The following is a 21,722-nucleotide window of genomic DNA, read 5'->3' as shown; positions in this document are numbered from 1 at the left end:
ACGAGCGTCGCAGCCACCGTCGGTCGTCCGATTCGATGAGGAGGCGACTAGCTTGTCCGCGAACCGGCACGCAGCCGCCGACCGGGGGTACTTCCCTGCCGACGGCCGTAATACGCCATGACCGATTCAATTACCCTCGAAACGACGAAAGCGATCATCGGTGCGGCCGAGAAGCGAGCGGAGACGATCGACAATCCGATGGTGATCGCGGTCGCCAACCCCGAGGGAAATCTCATCGCCCAGCACAGGATGGACGGGTCGTGGCTCGCCTCGGTCGAGATCTCGCGGAACAAGGCGTACACGGCGGCCGCACTGGAAACGCCGACCCACGAACTGGCCGAACCGTCGGCCCCCGGTGAATCGCTGTACGGACTGCAGACGACTGATCAGGGCCGAATCGTGATCTTCGGCGGCGGCTACCCGCTCCGGCGGGACGGCGAGATCGTCGGCACGATCGGGGTCAGCGGCGGTGCCGTCGAACAGGATATGGACGTCGCTCAGACCGGCGTGGACGAGTTCGGCGAACTCGTGTCGTAGCTCGCCACCGCCACTTCCGACACGCATCGACCACTCACCGGTCGAGTCGATTCGGCCCGCCCCCTCGAGTCGACGACTCGATCGACGAACGAGTTCGCTTTCGCCGAGACGATGGCGTCAATAGATCACGACGAACTCTGCCGTCTCGGACTCGTAGCAGTTAGTTCGGCTTCCCTATCGACGAAGTACTCCGTGCACCTGGTCGCGCCCCGAATCAAATGGAAATTGAGATTTCGGGGATCTGCGTTTTTCCTGGGAAAACGTATCGGAGAATCAACCACGCCTTTCCATTTATGAGGCAGACTCGATTCAAGAGACATCGAGTTAAGCCTCGAGGCATGTTCTGCTCCACAGCACACTCAATCCAAAACAGCCATTACCGGCTTCTACCTACCTCCAGAAATGTCCGGTCGTATCCACAGTCTCGATGCAATGCGAATTGTTGCAATCGTATTCGTCGTGCTGATACACACAGACCCATTCCAAGGCATTAACACTTATGGAAATGCAATAAATTTCGGAACGAAGACGATCTCGCGGTTCGCCGTCCCCTTCTTTTTTATCACGTCGGGGTACTTTTTTGCGCTCAAGACGTCCCATCGCGGTTCTGCCACCTACCTCACCAAGCGGGCTATCAAACTCATATCCCTCTACCTCTTCGGGCTCGTGCTCGCCGTTCCGACGTTCTTCGGTGGGCAACTGGCCAGAGCGGAGCTTTCCGGTCGGTCGCTTCAAGCCACCGCTGTCAGTAGCGTTATCGAGTACCTCGACCCAGTCGAATTAGTATACTACGGCACGTCGGTTTCCGAGATCCTCTGGTTCCTTCCCGCTCTGCTCTTCTCGCTGCTCTTTGTTTACCTCGTCGTTGTAATCGGAAACCCAAGTTACGTGCTGCCAATTGCGGTGTGCTTTCACCTCGTGGGACTCCTCGGATCGACCTACACGATGTTTGTTGACGTCCCGTTCGAGACCCGAGACGCCCTTTTCTTCGGTTTCCTTTACACAGGGCTGGGATACACAATTTGTACGCGAGGCTGGGAGCCATCTAAGGAGAAAAGCCGACTCCTCTTCGGTACCGTTGTGATGTTCGTCGTGTCGCAATTCATCGAGTTCTATCTCCTCGGCTATCTCCTTCGTGGTGAACCGTTCGGATCCTACGTCTACGCCCCGAGCTATGGGATTTCCACGGCACTGTTGAGCATTTCGCTATTCCTGTTTCTCCTCTCACGGCCGACGCTTTTCGCCGATACGCCACTTCCCGAGTGGGGAACCTACGCGGTGGGGATCTACGTTACCCATCCGACTGTGTTTGCGATCCTGCGCGCCTTCCGCGATACGCTGGAGTCGATGGGTTATACAATCGATTCAATGATCGTCTGGCATCTCATGTCGACACCCGCGACCATCGTCGGCGCACTCGTACTTTATGTGTTCGCTCACAAGCTCCGACTGATCGAGATCGGCGGCAGTCACCTTCCCGGTGAGCCGTGGCTCAGGACCCGAAGATCGAATTAACGGGATGATCAGTGCCTGAGTTTCACAGGATCGGAAAGATTTCGTTCCGATCGGGGGGAGTGATGTATGGCGACCTCGTTCCACAGATGAGCGAGCGAGTGCCTCGGGGTCGTTCGAAAATCTCCGATTTTCGTGATGACGAGAGACCGAAGGTCTCTCGAACCACTTGACCCCGAGGCGATTCACAGGGCTGAGAGTGTTTCAGAGAGGTCGAATAGACGGACATCGTCTCGGCCGTCGGCGACGCGTTCGAGATCGTCGGTGTACCCGGACCGGCTGAACAGGACGTACAGCGTCTTCGCGTCTGCTGGTCCCTCCGACCACCGAACTTCCGCCGTGGTGCGTTCGAGGTCTGCGAGGACGCCTTCACTCACGGGTTGAGAGGTGAATTTGCACTCGCCGGCGACGAGTCCGTCGTTGGTTAGCCCGAGGACGTCGAGTTCGTGTTCCTTGAACCACCACTGCCCGACGGCACCGAACCGTCGGTCAACGAAGCCCGGAAGCGCTCGCTGACAGAGCCGCTCGAACAACGGGCTCACGTAATCCGTGAGTTCGGGCGCAACGAGTTCGTCGTACGCGTCCTCGCCGAGCATGCGCAGTCGATCCTGGTTCCCATACACGAACCGGAACCAGAACCGGAACAGCGGCGCGGCGATCCGATATCGGCCACGTTTCGAGGCCGTCGGCGATTCCGTCACGGGGATGTGTCGTTCGACGAGTCGGAGACGACGAAGCTTCTGGAGATACGTGCTGAGCGAGCCTGACTCCACCCCGGCCATCCCCGCAATCTCGTTCGGGGTGCGACGTCCGTGGGCGAGCGCACGGAGGATACTGAAGTAGGTGTTCGGCTGGCGGAGTTCGGTACGGAGCAGGAACTCCGGCTCGGAGTATAGGAGCCCGCGCTCTGAGAGGACAGACTGCTGGATGTTCGTTCCCAAGTCTTCGTCGGGATCGATTGTCTGAAGGTAGTACGGCGTACCGCCGTAAACCGACCACGCGGTGATTGCCGTTTCGGGATCGTATTCCGGGAAGAATTGGCGGGCATCAGCTGCGGAGAGAGGCTTGAGATCGATAGCCGCCGTTCGGCGGCCGTACAGCGGTGCGCTTCCGGAGAGCACCTTGTCCTCCATGACGCTGATCGACGAACCGACGAGCACGAGCGTCATCTCGGTATCTTGCAACTCCATGTCCCACACGCGCTGAATGCGTGAGGGTAGCGACTCGTCCTCCTCAATAAGGAATGGGAACTCGTCGATAACGACGACGGCGTCTTCTTCACCCAGCGCTTCGAGAAGTGCCTCCCAATCACGACGGACATTCCGTAGTGAGGGGAACTGTGCCGTCGCGGCGTCAACGAACTGTTCGAGCTGGTTCTGTGCGGTAGATTCGACCGCCTGATAGTAGACTGCGTCGTCTCGATCCCTGATAGACTGCCGGACGAGTTCGCTCTTACCAAGACGGCGACGTCCATAGATCACGACAAACTCTGCCGTCTCGGACTCGTAACAGTCCGTAAGTTGATTGAGGTCGGCTTCCCGATCGACGAAGTGCTCCATGCATCTTGTAGTATCTCGGATAAAATAGAATTTTCGATTTCAGAAACCATGATTTCTGAAATCGTGATTTCTTTCTATCGGCCAATACAGAAGCCTGTCAAGAGACAGATCACCCCCGACAATCAGTGCGGGGGACCGGATTCGAACAACGTCAAGACGTGCTTGCTTCGCTGCGCGCGTCTTCTCTCGTTCGACTCCGCAGACCACATTCTCCGCTCACGAAGTTGTTCGCGGAGAATGCGCGGGACCGGATTCGAACCGGAGGAAACCTCACTTCGTTCGGTTTCCAGGGCTCGAATCGGTCGACGATTGCTGTCGCTTGCGAACTTGCTCGCGACAGCAATGCGCGGGACCGGATTCGAACCGGCGGACCCCTACGGGACAGCGTCCTAAGCGCTGCGCCTGCGAGCGGGGTCCTGCGGTCAAATACCGTGCTCGCCCCGCGGTCTTCCGCGCGGCGGCGCGTTGCCTGTGTGCGCCGGTCTCTGGGCGTCTGGCGGACCCTGACCGTGCTCGCGGTCGTGCTTGTATCGCCATCGACTCCCCCTCGAACTATAAAAGTGGCGCGCGGCACAGCGTTCTGCGATACATCGACTCGCGGGCCGCTGTCCCGTAGGAGTCCACCGGTTCAAATCCGGTCACGCGGGACTGCGAGTCGCGGTTCTCTCGACTCACAGCATGGTCGCCGTACTCTCACGATATGCCTGCCGGTACCGGGGAGTAGAAGGCTTGTACTGCCCGTTGAACTACACGCAACTACAGAAATTCGAAAGCGCCGATTACCACGCGGTGAGACCGGTCTGTTCGGACTCGACTCGGTCGAATCCTTCCCCGCGTCGGAACGCTATCGTCCACGACTTCGGAAGGTACTCGACGTCGTCCATGCCGTCCTGCGTGGCGGTCCACGCGTCGTCTGAGTAGTCTTCGACTCGGCACACGTGCAGCTGGTCGTCGCCTTCGATGGTTTCGAGATCCTTGTCGCGGATGAACTCGGGGAGCCACACGACCGCGTAATCGTCGCCGGGGAGACCGGCGTTCAATCGTTCCTTCACGAGTTGCTTCTGCCGCTCGGTGATGCGGCCGGTGACGTCATCGATGTCTCGCCATTCGGTGACGTCGATGCGTGCGCCGGGAGTGCCGGTGTCTCCTGGCATTGTTACCGTGCTTCCTCCGTTGCGACGGTGACGGTGCTCTGCAGGTCGTCGGTGCCTTCCAGGTGTTCCTCGTCGTTCTGCAGGATCTCGTGCGCCACCCAGTCAGATATGATTTCGACGTTCGCTTCAACGACTGGTCCGTTCGGGAGTGCCTGCACGACTTCCGCGGCGGATGCGTCGAATGCCTCGTACAGCAACGCGACTCGCACGGGTGAGCGCGGGAGTCCGTACTGGGTGACGAATTTGTCTGTGGGTTTCTCGATTTCGGTGTACTTGACGGCGTCCTTGATGTCGGCCGGGTCGTCGGGTTGAATCGTTGCTCCGGGGATGGTTTTCTCACCGGTGACGTGGTCGTCCCAGTTCACGGGGGCGGTGAGGTCCACGATTACAGGGTTGAACCCTTCACGGTCGTCGTGGTATGCTCGTGCGAGGATTGCGGTGTGGTCGTTCGCGTTGATTTCGAGTCCGAGTTCGATGCGTTCTACGTGCGGTAACCGTTCGTCCTTGTCGGGTTTTGCTACCATTACGTGTCGGACTATCGCCACCGCTCGTAAATACCCTTGTAGGGGGGTAACGGGGGTTCTGCCGGGTGAATTGGCACTGCGATGCGGTTATCTGCACGTGCTGTGAGCACGCGAACTCGACTATCAGTATATGCCTACCGTTCACGGGTGGTACAGGGCTTGTACTGCCTGTTCAACTACACACCAACTACAGGTTTCAGAAAGGTTCTACGCTGCGTGTTTCATTCCCGGGTTCATCGATGCTAATCGGTTTGGTAGCTCGCGGTGCCCGTAGGTGGTGCGGCGGTCGTCACGTGCGACTCGACGTCGTCGCTCGTCGCTGGTCCGTCGCCACCGAGCCACTCGACCTTGTTCCGCTCCCGGGCGAGTGCGTCCGGGCTGAACTCGCCGAGATAGTGTTTCCTGAACGTTTCCCAGTCGTCCCACCCGCCGTGCCACATGACTACGGAGGGGAGGACACCGGCTTCAAGCATCCGAGTGCCCCACGTCCGGCGGAGGTCGTGGTACGTGACTCGAAGCCATCCTTCGTCGCCGGTTTCCGCGGCGAGTTCCTCGCCTGCACGCTTCACCCACCGGTTGAGCGTCTTACCCGTCACGTCCAGTGTCGCGTCGTCCACGTCCAGGTCGGTGAACTCGGGAACCATCCTGATTTGGTCTGCGAGGTCTCTCGGGATCGGCGTCTCGCGGTACTTGTCGCGCTTCGCCTGGTCCTCCCATACGCGGAGTACAGTATCGTCGTGACTCTCGACGACGTCCACCGGTCGTGACTGCGACGCTTCGTCGCGCCGGAGACCGCAGTGCACGCCGTACCGGCCGGCGATTCGGTGCGTGGTGCCGCCTCGGTCGTGCATTGTTTCGATGAGTTGTTCGACTTCGTCGTCGCTTAGCCATACTCGGTACCCGGGGTCTTCCGGGTGCGGTTTCATTCTCATTCTCGTGTTCCCTCGCGTTCGTCGTCTGCCTCGGTTGATTCGTTGAATGTCATCGCCGCTCGGGCTCGTTTCATGATGTCTACGTCGTCGCCGGTCGCTCTCGTCACTTCTTCGGGTGTCGGTGCGTGTCTCATACTGCGTACTCGTCTAACGTGGTTTGCATTTCTGGCGCGTCAGTCCATACCGGCGCGCCGATGAGCTCCGGGAGTATCGCGTCGTACGTGTCCCTGACTTCCTGGTAGGATTCAGGGAATCGACCGGCGACTTCACGGAACTCGCGTCGGTGTTTCCCGGAGTGGTTCGGGAGGCCGAGTTTCCCTATCATTCGCCCGCACACGGTGCATTCGACTCTCGTCATCGCCTCACACCCGGGGTTCGTGCCCGTACTCGCGTCGAATCTGCGTTTCGAGCGCGCCCGTGGCGACTCGCCGGGCTCGCGGGGTCACCGTCTCGTTCATGTCGCTCGCGGTTTGGTTGATGAGGAGCTGGGCGTCGCTCGGGTACGCATTGATGGGCAGTCGCTGCAGTGCGATGCAGAACGCGTCGTACGCGACGTCCATGTCGGTCTGGTCGTCTTCGTCGAACAGTCGGGGGAGGTCGGCGTCCCGTGTCATCACTCGGTCCTCCGCATCGACTTTTTGCACGTGGCGCATCGGACGCCCATCGAAGTTTGACCTACCGGCGCGCGGTGGTGGTCTTCATCTAATTCCGCGGTACTACCGCAGTCGTCGCATTCGTACGTGTAAGTCGTGTCCGGGCTCGTGAGACCTTCCACCTTGTCGATGATTGGTTCGGCGAGTTCTTCGAACCTCTCATAATCCCACTCGTCGTCGTTGGTGTTTCGTGTCATCTACACTCGAACGTCGGGGTAATGCTCGTAAATAGGGGGTTCCCGGGGTGTCCGTTAACCTCACTTACCGCCCAAAAACACCGAGAATTAGCGTGATTTCACCGTCACTCACGCCCGAATCGGTGCGAAACTGGGCGGTAATGCGGGGTTCTCGGACACCGCTACCCGTCGCCGAGCTCGTCGTGGATCGTCTCGACTACCTCGATTGTATCCTTCTCGCCGTACCTGATGAGCGCTAACATGACGTACTGTACTAGCTCATCGTCGTTAGAATCTTGGACGATGAGCCGTGCAGTCTTCGGCGAGTCGTGACCGTGTAAATCGACCCAATGGCTGACGCCGCGTTCCGGATGGTCTATATCCGTCACTGGTCTTCACCGTCCTCGTCACGCTCAACCGCGACAAGCTCACTCCCTTCGATGATACCACCCTCGCCGATTGGTTCCTTCCCCTGCATCGCCCGCCTGACGTTGACTCTAAACCACTTCGATGCATCGCCGTACCCTTCCCTGTACCCGAGAACCCACCCGAATACAGTACAGGCTACACCCGTCGCTGCAAATACGAGGGAATCAACCGGTATCATCGGTCCTCACCGTCCTCACACGGCCACCCGGTGACGTTCCCATCGCACTCTGGGCACTCGAACCGGAATCCGCACTGCAGGTCACTCGCGGTCGCTCGCACCGAGAACTCGCAGTTCGCGCACTCCCACTCGGCGACCTGCAGGCGGTCATCGACTTCGAACATGCGCCGACGGTGGGCTGGTACGCCCGTCATCGGTCGTCACCGCCTGGGACGTACCACGGTGTCCCGTACTCCTCAACCAGTACATCGTCGCTGTACTGCCGCCACTTCCAATACGCGACGTTACACACGGTCACCGCCACTACACCGGTGAGCGCCGCGGCGTGCACGTTCTCAGTCACGAGCGCGACCGGGAGTGCAGCGATAACGATGAGTATCATCGTGACTGCAGCTTCGGACGGCGTCGCCCAGTTCATCGGTCCTCACCGCACACCGGGCAAACCGGCCTGTTTTCGCTGACTGAGTGGTCGCACCCGGTCTCGTGCCCACAGTGAGTGCAGTACCGGAGCGCAGGGTACACGGCTTCGTCGCACTCCTCACACCGTTCGCGTTCCCCGAGTACCTTCACGAGCACACCTGCCGCGCCGCCGGCGAAGCTCGCGTACGCGAGTGCTTCGGTTCCTGGTGCGAGTACCATGTGAGCGACCATGCCTGCAGCTGCGACGGCGAGCACTGCGAGACCGCGTCGCGGTGTTGACCAGTCTTCGATGCGTCTTAGGATGCTACTCGTCATGTTCGACACTCCGGGTGATGCTCGTAAATACCGGGTTCCCGGGGCCTCACCACCGAAAATACTACAGCGTAAGCATCAATCGTGGAACGTATGAGCGGAATTGATAATCATAATGACGACACTGTCAGCTCGGACGATGACGAGTTCGACTTAGCCGAGTTCATCGACGAAAGATCATCGTTATTCGCCGTGATGGGCGTGTTCGTCGCCGTCGCCGCGTACCTCTCACGCGCCCGACCCGGACCGATAACGGACGCTGAAATGATGCTGAAAATCGGGTACACGGCTTCGCTCGGGCTCGCGTTGCTCATGTGCTTCCTCATCTACCGGTCGATGCGGAACGAATTCGGGACGTGGGCCGACCTTCGCCGCGCGCACCTGCAACGTGATAACTGGGCGTTAACCGGTTTCACCGTTCTCATCGGGCTTGTCATCCTCTCAGTGATGCACATGATCACGTTGAACGACCCGGTGGTGTTCTTGCTCCTCCTCACTGGAACGTCTGTATTCACCCTCATCGCGTTCCTGAACGTCGTGTACGGTGTCGGTCGGCGTGTTCCTCGCTCCCCGTTGTGGCGGATATCGACGATGTTTGTCGTTTGCTCGTTCGTGTTGGCCGCGTCGTTCTACGTGCGAACTCGATACTTAGCCGGGATTGAGATAACCACGATTCAAGAGTTAACGTTCGCTGACCCGGTCACGATAGTGTTGATGCTTACAATCGTGTTCGTCGCCACGGTTCAATCGCTCGCCGCGGTCGGTCTCATCGCTACACTTGTCGGGATCCCGGTCGTGGCTATCGACAAGATTCGTGGTGTGAGCCCGTACGACCGCACTGGGTGAGCGCGAATTCCAAATGAAAAACACGGCGACTCGTCTACGGTGTGGTGGTCGTCTGGCGCGGAACCGATGGGCGAGCGGGTGTAATGCGATGGAACAACGACTGATGTGTTGCGGGTGGTAGCAGTCCCGCGGTGCTCGTCCCGTCGTCCCGCGCAAGTAATACTCGGGGAGATGCTCGTAAATACCCGGCACCCGGCGTCGCGTTCACGTTCCCCCCGGAACGATGTGCAGGCAAGGAACTCGCCACCAACACGACCACGTCACTCACAGCATATGACCCTCGTAAAACAGCAGTACACGCCCTGCACCGCCATTGCAACCACAACCACAAACTACAAAAATTTTTGAAGGGTGTTACCCGGCCATTTCCTCGCGCCCGTACTCCTCGATTTTCACGATCGAGCGCAAGAAGTGAACGATATCACCCCACTCGACCGTTTGCAACACGAACACAGTATGCCCCTCACCGACCGTGTCGCCCGGATTAACGGTTTTGACGTGCTCAACGTGAAAATCGAACGCTGTGAAAATCTGTTGAATATTCTCATGCTCCCATACCTCGCCCGGGACGTGCGCATTCGCATACGTCAACGTCACGCGAGTTTCACCGGAGATTCGACCGGTCACGAACTTCACCACCCAGTACACCGGTCCGGAGCGTTCCTTCACCAGTACATCGTCAACACGCAACCCCCACGAGTCGGACGGAACCGTCCGGTCTTCTAACCGCTGCTTGATTTTCTGCTCGCGTTCATGCTCGGTGACGAGACCGCCCGTCCGTGCTTTGTACGCGGAATACACGGCTAACACGGTCGTGATGCCCGCTACAATCGTCGCTGCAGTTAGGGTGAATGGCATACTCTTGGTCGGTCGCTATCGAATTTAAACGTCCGGGCGTCCCGGTGCGCGAATACCAAACGAAAAACGCGCGTCAGTCGTCGGCTTCCACCGCTTCAGCCGCATCCACGTTCAACGTCACGTCGGTCTTCCGTTCCGGCGCGGGCGGTTTCCCGTCCGGGTACAGTTCCTGCATCTTCTTATGATACGCACCGAGCCCCATCTGCGAATTAATGTACACGAGGTCACTCGGGTCGAGACCGTACAGCCCCATCAGCAACCGGTCGATTTTCCAGTCCGTTGTATCACCGAGCGTACCGTCATCGAGCATCGTATCAACCGCGTCAGCGATTTCCTGAGCGGTCTCCTGCCCGTCATCGGTGGAGAGTTTCGCCACCGGAACCGGGAGCTCCCTGATGTCACCCTGCCGCATATTAGCGAACGCTTCCGCGGCGTCAATCTCACCGGACCGCTTGAACATGTAGTAATGCAGGACTCGGGAGTTCATCAACCCGAGCAGGAACTTGTGGTACGTCGTCGTATCGAGACCAGCCGGGACGTCACCCGGGTCCGCCCACTTCCCCTCGTACTCCTCATCATCGTCGTCACGGTCGATATCCACGTACCAGTCCAGCATTTCATCCTGGTCGTCACGAATCTTGTACACGTACACCGACCGCGGGCAATACACCGTGTCACCGTGGAAAGCCACTGACAATCCAACGCCGGCTTCTCGGATGAACAGCTTATCACCGTCGTACACGGACTGGTCTTTGTAATTGACACCGTCGTACCCTAAGTCGAGACCCATCACATCCAGGTCATCGTACCGTGCATCGAACGAGTCGCCGTCCATGTACGCGACATCACCGTCTGCCGGGTCGTCGCTAATCAGGTACTCTTCACCGACTCGTTCCTGGTATTCGAATTCGACGTCGCAGTAATTGCACGTCTTCTCCTCACCGGTTTCCTTCTTCCGTGGCGGTGAAATCCACTTCCCGCACGCCGGGCATTTGATGACGTGCCCGGCTTTGTTCAACTCGACACCGCGGTGTGATTCGCAGAACGCGCCGACCGGTATCGAGTTCTCTTCCATCGTGCCGATTAACTCGTCGTCCTCGACGTATCGGAACGGTTCAATCTCACCGGACTCGATGCACCGGTCCTGCGGGATATCGAACGCGTACGCGGACTCCAGCTGCGATAAACTCAACTCGCCTTCGATGGCTTTCCGCCGGTCTTCATCGACGAGTGTCATCGACCGGAACGTGTTATCGTCCGCCGGGTCGGTGTTCTTGAGCTGCACCGTCACGGTGCTCATCCGGATTTCGCTCCCGAACCAGTCCGCGCCCATGATGTGGAATCGTTCGAACTCGTAGTTATCGAGGAGGTGTTCCCGGATTTCCTGTTTCTCGGACCGTAACAGTGTTTTCGGGAGCACGTACGCTAACCGGCCGTCGTCGTCTAAGTACTTCAACGCGACAAGAATGAACAGCTCGTACGTGTCCATGTTATCGACATCGAACTCGTCACCGAATTCATCGGTCACCCACTCGGCCGCGTCCGGGCTTACCTGCCCGCCCCACGGTGGATTCCCGATAATCAAATCGAATTCACCGAACCCGGCGGTTTCGTCCATGTCCTCGAATTGAATTTCACCGGTGAGTGCGTCCTGTGACGCGAAATTCCCGGTCAGCATACCGAGTGACGTGTTCTTCCGCGCGGACCGGAGCCACACGGACAGTTTCGAGATCTCGATTGCCTCCTGCAGTAAGTCGTTCCCGTGAATGACTTCGTCGAGAATCTCGATTTCCGTCTGCGAGAATGACCGGAGTGAGATTTGCCCGGACTGCGCGGAAATCATTTTCTCGTGCACCCGGCGTGCCTCCCGGCTCAAGTGGTTGAAGCAACTGACGAGGAACGCCCCGGACCCGCACGCGATATCGGCGATTCGAATGTTAATGATTTCCTGCAGGTACGCTTCAAGGAACTCTTTGTCCGGGTTCTCCATCTCCATCTCACCGTTATCCAGGTCTAACTCGTCACGGATTTTCGCGCGCTTGTCCTGCAGTAAGTCCTGAATCACGTGCTGTGCGACGTACTCGGTCAACCCTTCCCTGGTGAAGTACAACCCGTAGTCACCGCGGTCACCGCTGAACGGGTTCGTGTCGCCTTCTGCGAGGTTCGCACGCACCTGCTCGATGTCACCGACGGACTCTTCGAAAATCCTGCCGAGCACGTGCTCGTTCAAATCGCTGTGGAAGTCGTACGCGTAGAACCCGTACACGCCTTCGATTTCCGTGTCACCGACTTCGTACGTGTCCGTGAACAAGTCATCCGGGAGTGTCACGGACTGCAGCACGTCATCCTCTTCGAACAACCCGCCGTCGTACCCGAAAACATCGTACGGGTACTGTTCCGGGCTGCCCGTGTCGATAACTCGGAACAAGTCCTGCACGAGCGGGTAGATTTTCCGGTCATCGAGCGACGGGAGTGTCTTCCCCGTCTCGACGACGTCTTCCAGTAAGTCATCCGGCAGCAACCCTGACGGGTGGTCGCTGAAGAAACAAATCACGAGACCACGGTGAATCAGGGTTTGAGCGGCTTGAATCGCGTCGAGCTGCCCTTGACTGGTTTCGAGTAACTCCGGGTCTTCTTCCACGATCGCGTCGTACACGTCCTCGACTGCCTCGCGGTAGAATTGGTAGAAATCCTCTGTGAGTTCGAGGCGTTCGGTAAGGTTCTGCGCCATGAGCCCCTCGATGTCTGAGTCCGCATAGTCGCCGATGAGGAACCGGCGGTGCATGATGAAATAGAACTCCCAGAACGTCTCTGTGAGGTCGTCGTCGTCATCGAGAAAGTCTTCGATTGCCCATTCCTCGTAATGGTCGATTGACCCGTGGTGGTACAGCCTGACGACTTCCATGTTCGATGCGACCACCCATCGAACGCTGAGTCCGTTCGTGATTGCGTATTCGAACGCTTGCTCGATTGGTGATTTCAATCGGGACGGGTCAACTTTATCGAGGTCAGTGCCCGGGTCTTTCAGTTCACCGACGACCTTCCGCACGTCCTCGGTTAGCTCACCGTCATCTTGTTCGAAGTGCCCGAGTAGAACGTCCGGGAACCCGTCGCCGCCTTCGCTGAGTGACTCGGGGAGGAGTTGGAATTCACCGGCGCTGCCGCGTGGTCGTTTGTACCCGAGTACATCGCTGAAAATGTCGCTGACGAACGATTGCTGCAGGTTCCGTTCGGTCAACGATGTGCTGGTTCCGGTCCACCCTTCGACCGCGTCCACGATATCGTCCGTGTCGGCCGGGCGTTCGACGTCTTGCTGTTGTAGGTACTCATCGACGAGGTCCGCGTCAAAGAGAGAGTGTTGATTTGAAGGCAAGGATACTCGAACCGTTGCGCCACGGTCTACTTTGTTCTATCCCTCCAGTGCTGTTACTGGTCGTCGCGTTGGTAGTTCACGCGTCCGGGTGATTCGATGCGAGTGTCTCCGGGTCTCCTTGAGTGCCTGCATATTGTGCCGGTCGTGAGCGGTAACACCGTGCGGTCACTGTGAGCGATAGCACTCCGCGGTCACAGTGAGCGGTAACATCGAGTGAGCGCACTTCACGGGGGAAGTGAGCGGGCGCACCGTGCGGGCGCTGTGGGCGGTCACGTGCAGCGTGACCGGTTCCTGCAGGTGCTGGGTGCGTGTACTCGATGGTCACCGTTGATGGTCGCACGAGGACACCAGAAGGGCTACACGCACTGACCGGCGTAAGGTGAATCGGACGCACACCACTGCGTCCCGCGACGCACCCGGTCCACCACGACCGGGCGCGCTGCGAGGGGACCCGGCACACCACTGCCGGGACACTCTCTCTTCACTGGGGGCCGGAACGCCACGCGCGCCCGGCAGTTTGTCGACACTCTGCTCACCCCTTCAAAACTTGTATTCTCACCCGTCACCGGGCGGGTCGATGGGTGACGCGCAAACGACGCACCATAATGAGCGTCCCTGTACTTTCGATGCCGGGGTGCCGCACGTCGCGCATCGTGGTTCGGTTTCCTCGTCGTACTCTACTGGCGTTGCGGGGGTCTTAGCGTCTGTTACTGACATACTCGACACTCCGGGGTGTGCTCGTAAGTAAGGGGTTCCCAGTGCGCGGCGTACTCGCAGTATCCTCACAACACGGGACCGCGCTCTCACAGCATCGACTCGGTTGAAAGTCGTGTTAACCGGTGTTAGAAGGTGTTACACGGCAGTGCGACTACAACGACAAACTACAAATTTTGAGAGGGGGTCACCCGAAGATTTGACTGACTTTGAATCGAGCTTCACGGTCATCGTTCCTACCCGGGTGCCCGCTTTCGTGGAATGTGAAGTACGGGAGCTTCGATGCGTGCACTCGCTTCGTTTTCAACACGTTCACACCGTTCCCTCGGAACTCGTACAGTACGAACCAGTAGTACCCGTCGTTCCGCCGGAGCCACTGGTGTGGTGACTCGAAGATATAGAACTCACCTTCTTTCGTCCCGCCTCGACCGTCGGACTTGCGGCGCACGGCGGCTTTAATCTCGACTGTCGTGCCGTTCTTGTACCGAGCGTCCGCTCGACCGGAGTGGTCAGCGATGAGGTTGAACTTCTTGCACACGTGCCGTTCGCACGCTGTTCCAGCTGCTTTCCGCCGGTCGGCGTTCCCTGACGTCTGATTCCCGCTCATTCTCGCGCCTCACGGGTGGGGTTCGCGTCCGCGTCACGCGTTCCTCGGGACTTGACGACGTCCGATTCGACTTCGATTTCAGTTTCGAGCTCTTGACGGCCTTTCTTGAACTCGCCCATCGATTCACCAACACTGCGTGCGAGTCTCGGGATCTTGTTCGCGCCGAATAGGAGCACGGCGATGAGTAGGATGACGAGCATCTCAGGTCCGCCCGGAATCCCGGCGAATAGTGGTGCGATTCCCATGCTCGACACTCCCTGATGTGCTCGTAAGTAGGGGGTTCCCGGTGTCACGCGTCTCGTACGCGTGCGTGTCGTGCGGGATATATACCTACTCCTCTGTATTCACGCAGTACACGCGCTGCAACGACACATTATACATTTACGTTCCTCACTGCGTTCGGTACGGTAAATCTATACTAATGTGGGGGGTGGGTAGTGGTGGACAGTCGCCAATCACCGCGTCGTCACTCGATTTCTGACTCGACCCTGTCCACTAACTCTCGATGCTTCCCGTGCTCATCGAACTCATTCCACCGGTTATTCACCCATGACTTGCTGTACGGCACGAATTCGGCAGTATCGCGGTCGGACAGTCCCTGTTGTTTCCCTCGAATCGCCTGGTACACGTGCGCGTCCCAAGCCGTCGGACCGTCCGTATGGTCCACGTCCGCGTCATCGTCCGTGCGGTAGTCTTCCCAGCTCCAGTCAGTGGCTTCCTCGTCGTTGAAGTCCCACCGCGTGTCCGGGATCCCGGTGACTTCCTGAATCAAGCCTTCCGGGTTCCGATTGTTAATCGACCGGTAGAACGACGCATCCTTCGTCCCTTCCTTGTGCACAATCGTCGCTAACTCACGTACGAGCGGGGTGACGTCCTTCCCGTCGTGCCCGACGATAATCATGTTCCCGGACCACTTCCGGATTTTGTAAATCATCGGACCGAGCTTCGTCTTCGCTTCGTGCCCGTCCTTCCCGTGCCCGCCGGCGTGACTGTTCGCTTCGTCGAACAGGAACAGTTTCGGCGTGTTCGGGTTCTCTCGAAGCCACTGGTCGAGTGTACCGTACGAGTCAATCCAGTCGTCTTTCGCATCGAATTTCCTGATGTTCGACCCGATGATGCCGTTCGGATTGAATCGCAGCCACCGTTCAGCTGCGAACATAGCGAGCGAGCTCTTCCCGGCACCCATGAACCCGTACACGTACCACAGTAGAACGCTCACGTCGATGAGGTCATCCAGGTCATCGATTGCACGGACACCCGAGATATCCGCGCGTTGCGTCGTGTCGCCCATGAGGTACCGCATCGTCGGGATGTCACCGGTGGCGACGGCTTCCGTGATTGCTTCGGTTCCGTGCGCTGCGAGGGTTTGCTGCACGATTTCTAACCCGCCCGGGTGCTCCGGCATGAGGTCCGGTCGCTCGCACTCGTACGGGTCGTAGAAATTCGCTATCAACGTGAGTGCGTGCCGGACCTTCGGGTCCGTAATCACGCCAGCGTGCAACAGCGCTTCGAGATTCTCACGGTGCCCGTGCCCTTCCATCCACTCCCGTAACTGCGACGGGACGTACACTTCATTATCGCTCGCTCCTGAATCTGACATGGTTACAGTTCACCTCCGTTCTGACCGCCTGCACCGTCTTCTGCAGGGCTTTCACCCGGGGTATCCGTGCCCGTGTTCGTCTTCTCCCACCTGTTCAAGTCCTGTTCTAAGTGGTCGTGCGTGAGACCCGGGATCTCTTCATCGACCATGTCATCGACATCGCTTTCGGCACGTTCCCACGCATCGGCTATCGAGTTATCGCCCGGGTGCACACCGCGTTCGAGGGACTCGGTGAGCGTGTTCACCGTGTCCTTCTTCACGTCAATACCCATCTGACTGATGCGGTTTCGGACATCGCTGTACCGCGCGTACGCGTCCTCAAGGTAGTCGTGGATGTCCTCGGCGTACGACCGGGACGTGGCGAGCTTCGAATCCATCGTACCCTCGTACCGAGCGCCTTCCACGCGCACCTCGTCGATGTTATCGAGGTGCTCGAACTCGCGGACTTCGAAGTCCTGCCCGTCGTTCACCCGTCGCGGCGGCGCGCCTTCCACGCGCTTGTTCTCCTGCAAGTACTCGGACTCGACAAAGTACAACTCTCGCTCATCGGTCGCGGCGTTCGTATGCCAGAACTTCTCGTACGAATTCGGGTCGTAACGTCGCCCGGTACCGTACCCGAGAACGTACGCCGGGATACCAATCAACAGGTACGCGACGACAACCGCTAAGACCCACGTCGGAACGGTGACGTCGAACCCGCCGAACGCAACTACGATGCCGACTGCCACGATCGTCGCTGCGACGATGAGCTTGTGCTCACCGAGTAGGTACACCGCCCAGTCCTTCTTCGAGTTGAATGTCGGTGCGTTGCGTGTCATGGTTTTGCCCTTCTGACCGCGCCTTTCCCGCGACGGATTGCTCTCCACGCACCGTACCCTGCGGACGTGAGACCGACGAGTGCACCGAGCACAAGCGCGCTCATCGGTGCGAGGTTATCGACAGGTGTCCCGCCGTCAATGTGAACTGTGATTGGGACTCGAAGGTCGTTCGCGTACACCCACACGGTTTGGTGACCGGCTTCAGACTCGGGGAGTTCGACGACGACCGTGTTCTCACCGCGCGACAGTCGAGTTTCTTCAAGAATCGCGGGTTCGACGTCACCCACACCCTCGGAATCGATGCTCTCGTACGGTTTGTCGATTTGCACGGGCCGTGGTTCTTCGGCGTTCATGTGGATTGCGACGGCGTCGCCGTCGTCACGCATCTCGTACCCGGTGATGGTCACGTCGCCGAGTTGTGCGAGGATTTCACTCGTTTCGTTCCCGTCACTTTCACTGCCGTTTTCACCGTCTGCACTGGTGTTGTCACGGTCGTCGCCCCACGGGTTCGCGTCGGTCTCGCTCGTGTTCGCGGGTGTGCTCGTCGTGTTATTCGCGTCTTGCGCAGCTACACTACCGACTGGTGCGGCGAGTGTCACGGTAATGAGTGCGAGAACGGCAAGTGCCGCAGTGACAGTCGAGCGCGTTACCATGACGGCGTCACCGTGTCTTTAATCCAGTTGATGACCGGGTCGATGACGGTCGAGTCGAACCAGTTCATCGCCGGGTCGATGACTGGGATACCCAGCGTTTCCAGAACGATTGCTGCGGCTCCCATGAGGATGCCAGCGGCGAGTAAATCGCCTATCCACCCTGACGGGAGTACCGCGAGTAACGGTTTGATTAGGAACCAGATTGGCATTGTTACGTGCGCAGCTTTCGAATATGCTCGTAAATACCGGGTTCCCGGGGGTGCAGGGCACTACACGGCACACGAGGAAGTGTCGACACACCCTCTTCTCAGGATCTCGGCGCGCCACTGCCAGTCACCACGCAGACTCACAACACGAACCGAGACACTCACGGCACGATTCAAACTGAAACCCTCGCACAACACGGCCTCAACGCCTCTACCCGGCGTTCAACTACACGCAACCACAAAAAATAAGGAACGCGTTCTAAGACGGGGTTAGTCGCCGCCTCGCAGCCTGCTGATGGCGTACGCCACTGCACCGCCACCGACAATCGCACCGACCGCTGCGAGCGACCCGGCGGAACCGTCACCGGACCCGCCACCGCCAGTCGGGTCGTCCGTCACTTCCTCAGTCTTCTTCTGCAACTCAATCGACCGGCGAGTCTCTTCCTCAACTCGCGTCACGTCCAACGTGTGACGATTCGTATCGCCAAGCACGACACCGTCGAGCTCGTTCCCATCGACATCCGTCGCGGACTCGATGTTGAACACGTCACCAGCGTCAACGTCAACCCAGTCACCGGTGGTCGTGGCGATGACGATTTCGTCGTCCTCGCCCTTGTTCGATGTGTCGTACCACTTCTCGACCATGAAGTCGTACTCGGGGATTTCGACGTTCTCGACACTGAGCTCGGCATCGACGGTGCCGGCGGTCGCCGTGTACGCAGTCGAGTCGCTCGGGTCAGTGTACTCGACTTCGACCGTGTCGATGGTGAACGTCTCACCGGCAGCTGCGAAGTCCGTGTGAGGGACTGTTGCGAAGCCTTCACCGTCCACGGTCGATGTGACCGAGTCACCGCCGACAGTGGTGATTGTCACGGCGTCCACGTTCGTGATTGTCCCGGTGACTTGCGCCTGGATGGACCGGTCCGATGGGACAGTGTACGTGTCCGGAGCGGAGTCGTTCACTGTCGGTGAGCCGTCGTGCGCGAACCCGATTTCAGCGGTGAGCGTGTCCGGACCCGACGTGTTCGACAGCGTCACGCCTTCGAACACGAACCCTTGCATCGCTGCCTCGCTCCAGTTCTCCGGGACACCGCCGTGCGGCCGCCAGTTCGTCGCTAATGCGGCGTCGGCGTACGTCCACCCGACATCTGGTGAGTCGAGCTCGATCCCGACTCCAGCGGCAGTCACGACCGAGTCAGTCGTCGTGCTCGTCTCACCGGTTTCCGAGTCGGTCGTCGAGTACGTCACGTCAATCGCATCGATTGTGACGGACCCGTCACCGCCCGCATCGAGGTCGTCGTACCATGCTTGACCGCCTGCAACGGTCCCGTCCACGTCCGACATCTCGGACACTGCGACGGTCACGGTGTCGCCCGCAGCGGTCGTGAGTTCAACGTCACTCACCGCGTACGCCGGTGCGCTCGGGTCATCGGTGAACGGTGATACGCGGAGGTTGAGCGTCCCGCCCGCGGCGGGAACGTGCATCGTCCCGTCCGTGTCGGTCGCTCCGCCCGGGTCGAGTGTCACGGTCACGTCCGCGGACGCATTACTGAGCGTCGTGGTGAAGTCCGCGGTCGCACCGATAGAACCGTAGTCCAGCGTCGTCGCCGGGTTATCCGTCGGTGAGACAGTGACGGTCATCGACGTTTCGAGGTCCGTGTCCACACCGAGGTTCGCCAGGAGCGCGCGGGAGTAACCCGTGTCACCGGTCGTCGCCCAGTCACGCGCGAGTTCCTCTGCGAAAATCGCGGGTGTGATGAGCTCATCGACACTGATTTGCCCGGCTGAGACGGCGTTGTACACTTCCGCTGCGTACGTCTCCATCTCACCGATGAGCGTATCGATGAGACCGTACAGATTCCAGTACAGTCCACTGAATGAGTCCGCGGTTCCGTCACCGAGGTCGTACTCGATTCCGGCGTCCCCGATGTTCGACGGTCGGATGACGTTCCCGTCGTAGTGCACGCCGGTCTGAGTCGAGAGGGCCGATGCGAGGATGGTGTTCCCGTTCTCGTCGGTCTCACCGGTGTACTCACCTGCGCGGGAGGTATCATCGGGTAACGGGGCAAGTTCCTGCACCGCGTACCCCGCGAACCCGGTGTCAGGGGCTTGTGCAGGGTACGTGAAGTGTTCGTGCACCAGTTCATTGTCGTAACTGTCGTCAGGTGAACCCTGATACAGACCCCACGCTTCGACCGTGTCACCGTTCAGGAGATCTAAGTGCAGCGGTTTCACGCCTTTTACGTTCTCGCCGCTGTCAACGTGCCCACGTTTGGTCGCGCGGTTCGCCAGGTCGATGTTAGCGACTTCCTCACGCGCGTTGAACGACGCGAGTCGCAAGTTCACGGATGACTCAATAGCTAACGCGCTTTTGAGCGCCGGCATCGAAGCCTCGATGACACCGTTCACGGCAGCGTCGATGACTTGCTGCTCCTCTTCCGCTGTCGTGTCCGTGGAATCCTCGACACCGAGCTCATTCAGTTTCTGAATAGCGTCGAATTGCGCTTGCGCTATCCAGTTGTTCTGAGCGAGCTCCATCCGGTTATCGAATTGTTTGGCGTTCCAGATGAGCTCGTTTTGAACGGTTTCGGCGTGCGAGTACAGGTCTGCCTGGAGTTGCGTGTCGATACGGTCCTCGTACGACCCGTACATCCAATCACCTACGACTTCGTACTCGTTCTCGACCGTCCCGGCGGCGTACCCGAGACCGGCACCGGCGACCGCGCCTGCAGGTCCAGCGACGAGCGCTCCGCCGACTGCTGCACCAGCTGCGATTCGCGCCGGGTCCACGTCCGCGTGGTCACCGTTCGTTGAGTCACCGTCGCCGGTCACGTCGATGGGGTCGTTCGCGCCGTGGTCCGCGGCGACGGTCCCGGTGCCGAGTGCCGTCGCGGCTCCGCCTGCAGCTAAGCCTTGCAGTACGCGTCGCCGGGACATCGACATGCGTGGCCCGTTCGGGCCGACTCCCGACCCGTGTTCATACACGTCACCCTCTACTGGAGGGCCCGTGTTCGCCTGTTCCTCGTCGTCTACTGTTGAAGTGTTTCGTGTCATGAGTAGTGTTCACCTCGAAAGATGAGTGAATCGAGAACGCCGATTACTCGGTGTAAGCGACCCACACCGACCCGACGGTCGCAATGAGCCACACCGCAACCGTCACCAGCTCGTACGTCATGATGGCCGTCCCGACTGCCGGGATGAGCATCACGCCGAGCGGGAACAGGAACACTGCGAGGATTGCACCGTACTCCCAGGTTTCGTAATCGCTCCCGTCGATTTCGTTCGTTGCGACGATTGCTCCGCCTGACGCGAGTGCGAGCGCGCCTGCGAGTGTCACTTCGATGCCGCTCCCGGAGTACAGGACCTGATTGAGGTCGAAGCCTCCGAAGATACTGACACTGAACTCGAAAATCGCCAGCATGATGCCGACGAAAACCGGGTACAGTGCGACCGGTACGTAGTCGATGACGTCTAGTTCGTTTCGTGCCATTTGTTGTAGCCAGCGCTCGATTTCTTGCGAACGCCTTACCGCCCGCTCGGGGCAATGCTCGTAAATAAGGGGTTCCCGGGGTTCACGGGGTCACGCGCACGGGAGTGCAACGAGACTACAAATTTTTGAGAGAGCCGGGAACCCGGTACTTCCGAGCGTTCACAGTAGAAT

The 21,722-nt window shown here is 59.1% G+C and carries 26 protein-coding genes and 1 tRNA gene; 3 read left to right on the top strand and 24 right to left on the bottom strand.

Going from position 1 to position 21,722, the window contains the following annotated elements; translation table 11 throughout:
- Positions 1–117: 117 nt before the first annotated feature.
- Both LDB05_RS08050 and LDB05_RS08045 read left to right on the top strand, forming a co-directional pair.
- Positions 118–537, top strand: coding sequence for a GlcG/HbpS family heme-binding protein (locus LDB05_RS08050; protein WP_226007404.1), 420 nt, complete (start codon positions 118–120; stop codon positions 535–537).
- Positions 538–939: 402 nt separating this feature from the next.
- Entirely contained in the window at positions 940–2,052 is a 1,113-nt protein-coding gene (locus LDB05_RS08045) for an acyltransferase family protein (protein ID WP_226007403.1), read from the top strand.
- A gap of 182 nt (positions 2,053–2,234) precedes the next feature.
- Here the strand turns inward: LDB05_RS08045 and LDB05_RS08040 are convergent, their stop codons facing one another.
- The 14 genes from LDB05_RS08040 to LDB05_RS07975 form a co-directional block, all read right to left on the bottom strand.
- On the bottom strand, positions 2,235–3,608 hold the full coding sequence (locus LDB05_RS08040) for an ATP-binding protein (protein ID WP_226007402.1): 1,374 nt from the start codon (positions 3,606–3,608) through the stop codon (positions 2,235–2,237).
- Positions 3,609–3,951: 343 nt separating this feature from the next.
- Positions 3,952–4,052, bottom strand: a tRNA-Leu gene (locus LDB05_RS08035).
- Positions 4,053–4,387: 335 nt separating this feature from the next.
- A complete protein-coding gene (locus LDB05_RS08030; RefSeq protein WP_226007401.1) occupies positions 4,388–4,762 on the bottom strand; it encodes a hypothetical protein in 375 nt (124 codons plus the stop codon).
- Between the two features lie 2 nt (positions 4,763–4,764).
- Positions 4,765–5,286, bottom strand: coding sequence for a hypothetical protein (locus LDB05_RS08025; RefSeq protein WP_226007400.1), 522 nt, complete (start codon positions 5,284–5,286; stop codon positions 4,765–4,767).
- Between the two features lie 242 nt (positions 5,287–5,528).
- Positions 5,529–6,218, bottom strand: coding sequence for a site-specific integrase (locus tag LDB05_RS08020; RefSeq protein WP_226007399.1), 690 nt, complete (start codon positions 6,216–6,218; stop codon positions 5,529–5,531).
- On the bottom strand, positions 6,215–6,352 hold the full coding sequence (locus LDB05_RS08015) for a hypothetical protein (protein ID WP_226007398.1): 138 nt from the start codon (positions 6,350–6,352) through the stop codon (positions 6,215–6,217). Before LDB05_RS08015 ends, LDB05_RS08020 begins: the two co-directional genes overlap by 4 nt.
- Entirely contained in the window at positions 6,349–6,543 is a 195-nt protein-coding gene (locus tag LDB05_RS08010) for a hypothetical protein (RefSeq protein ID WP_226007397.1), read from the bottom strand. Before LDB05_RS08010 ends, LDB05_RS08015 begins: the two co-directional genes overlap by 4 nt.
- 37 nt (positions 6,544–6,580) lie before the next feature.
- Positions 6,581–6,832, bottom strand: a complete 252-nt coding sequence (locus tag LDB05_RS08005) for a hypothetical protein (protein ID WP_226007396.1) — start codon at positions 6,830–6,832, stop codon at positions 6,581–6,583.
- Positions 6,832–7,068 (bottom strand): hypothetical protein, encoded by a 237-nt coding sequence (locus LDB05_RS08000; RefSeq protein ID WP_226007395.1) that lies wholly within the window; start codon positions 7,066–7,068, stop codon positions 6,832–6,834. Before LDB05_RS08000 ends, LDB05_RS08005 begins: the two co-directional genes overlap by 1 nt.
- Before the next feature lie 161 nt (positions 7,069–7,229).
- The gene (locus tag LDB05_RS07995) at positions 7,230–7,436 is read right to left on the bottom strand and encodes a hypothetical protein (RefSeq protein ID WP_226007394.1); all 207 of its coding nucleotides are present in this window, start codon (positions 7,434–7,436) and stop codon (positions 7,230–7,232) included.
- A complete protein-coding gene (locus LDB05_RS07990) occupies positions 7,433–7,654 on the bottom strand; it encodes a hypothetical protein (protein ID WP_226007393.1) in 222 nt (73 codons plus the stop codon). Before LDB05_RS07990 ends, LDB05_RS07995 begins: the two co-directional genes overlap by 4 nt.
- On the bottom strand, positions 7,651–7,848 hold the full coding sequence (locus tag LDB05_RS07985; protein ID WP_226007392.1) for a hypothetical protein: 198 nt from the start codon (positions 7,846–7,848) through the stop codon (positions 7,651–7,653). The genes LDB05_RS07990 and LDB05_RS07985 overlap by 4 nt, the downstream gene beginning before the upstream one ends.
- Positions 7,845–8,072 carry a hypothetical protein gene (locus LDB05_RS07980; RefSeq protein ID WP_226007391.1) on the bottom strand — a complete coding sequence of 76 codons (228 nt, stop codon included), beginning with the start codon at positions 8,070–8,072 and terminating at the stop codon, positions 7,845–7,847. The genes LDB05_RS07985 and LDB05_RS07980 overlap by 4 nt, the downstream gene beginning before the upstream one ends.
- Positions 8,069–8,389: a hypothetical protein gene (locus LDB05_RS07975; RefSeq protein WP_226007390.1), complete on the bottom strand. Its 321-nt coding sequence runs from the start codon at positions 8,387–8,389 to the stop codon at positions 8,069–8,071. The genes LDB05_RS07980 and LDB05_RS07975 overlap by 4 nt, the downstream gene beginning before the upstream one ends.
- 90 nt (positions 8,390–8,479) lie before the next feature.
- Here LDB05_RS07975 and LDB05_RS07970 point away from each other — a divergent pair, with 90 nt between their 5' ends.
- Positions 8,480–9,232 (top strand): hypothetical protein, encoded by a 753-nt coding sequence (locus LDB05_RS07970; RefSeq protein ID WP_226007389.1) that lies wholly within the window; start codon positions 8,480–8,482, stop codon positions 9,230–9,232.
- A gap of 354 nt (positions 9,233–9,586) precedes the next feature.
- Here the strand turns inward: LDB05_RS07970 and LDB05_RS07965 are convergent, their stop codons facing one another.
- The 10 genes from LDB05_RS07965 to LDB05_RS07925 form a co-directional block, all read right to left on the bottom strand.
- Complete coding sequence (locus LDB05_RS07965; protein WP_226007388.1) at positions 9,587–10,090, bottom strand: hypothetical protein; 504 nt, start codon at positions 10,088–10,090, stop codon at positions 9,587–9,589.
- Between the two features lie 73 nt (positions 10,091–10,163).
- A complete protein-coding gene (locus LDB05_RS07960) occupies positions 10,164–13,463 on the bottom strand; it encodes an HsdM family class I SAM-dependent methyltransferase (RefSeq protein WP_226007387.1) in 3,300 nt (1,099 codons plus the stop codon).
- Positions 13,464–14,364: 901 nt separating this feature from the next.
- Positions 14,365–14,784 carry a PD-(D/E)XK family putative nuclease gene (locus tag LDB05_RS23725; protein WP_484549598.1) on the bottom strand — a complete coding sequence of 140 codons (420 nt, stop codon included), beginning with the start codon at positions 14,782–14,784 and terminating at the stop codon, positions 14,365–14,367.
- Positions 14,781–15,029 carry a twin-arginine translocase TatA/TatE family subunit gene (tatA, locus tag LDB05_RS07955; protein WP_226007386.1) on the bottom strand — a complete coding sequence of 83 codons (249 nt, stop codon included), beginning with the start codon at positions 15,027–15,029 and terminating at the stop codon, positions 14,781–14,783. Before tatA ends, LDB05_RS23725 begins: the two co-directional genes overlap by 4 nt.
- A gap of 221 nt (positions 15,030–15,250) precedes the next feature.
- Positions 15,251–16,384, bottom strand: coding sequence for a hypothetical protein (locus LDB05_RS07950; protein ID WP_226007385.1), 1,134 nt, complete (start codon positions 16,382–16,384; stop codon positions 15,251–15,253).
- 2 nt (positions 16,385–16,386) lie between these two features.
- Positions 16,387–17,250, bottom strand: coding sequence for a hypothetical protein (locus tag LDB05_RS07945; protein WP_226007384.1), 864 nt, complete (start codon positions 17,248–17,250; stop codon positions 16,387–16,389).
- Positions 17,199–17,855, bottom strand: coding sequence for a DUF8063 family protein (locus tag LDB05_RS07940; protein ID WP_226007383.1), 657 nt, complete (start codon positions 17,853–17,855; stop codon positions 17,199–17,201). The genes LDB05_RS07945 and LDB05_RS07940 overlap by 52 nt, the downstream gene beginning before the upstream one ends.
- A complete protein-coding gene (locus tag LDB05_RS07935) occupies positions 17,849–18,064 on the bottom strand; it encodes a hypothetical protein (RefSeq protein ID WP_226007382.1) in 216 nt (71 codons plus the stop codon). The genes LDB05_RS07940 and LDB05_RS07935 overlap by 7 nt, the downstream gene beginning before the upstream one ends.
- Positions 18,065–18,331: 267 nt before the next feature.
- The gene (locus LDB05_RS07930) at positions 18,332–21,115 is read right to left on the bottom strand and encodes an Env/VP5 family phage fusion protein (RefSeq protein WP_226007381.1); all 2,784 of its coding nucleotides are present in this window, start codon (positions 21,113–21,115) and stop codon (positions 18,332–18,334) included.
- A gap of 43 nt (positions 21,116–21,158) precedes the next feature.
- The gene (locus LDB05_RS07925) at positions 21,159–21,551 is read right to left on the bottom strand and encodes a DUF8023 family protein (RefSeq protein WP_226007380.1); all 393 of its coding nucleotides are present in this window, start codon (positions 21,549–21,551) and stop codon (positions 21,159–21,161) included.
- Positions 21,552–21,722: the final 171 nt, after the last annotated feature.

The organism is Natrinema salinisoli (assembly GCF_020405205.1).
GTDB classification, from domain to species: Archaea; Halobacteriota; Halobacteria; order Halobacteriales; family Natrialbaceae; genus Natrinema; species Natrinema salinisoli.
The sequence above is the reverse complement of the archived record's forward strand: the minus strand, read 5'-3'. Positions and strand labels throughout refer to the sequence as shown.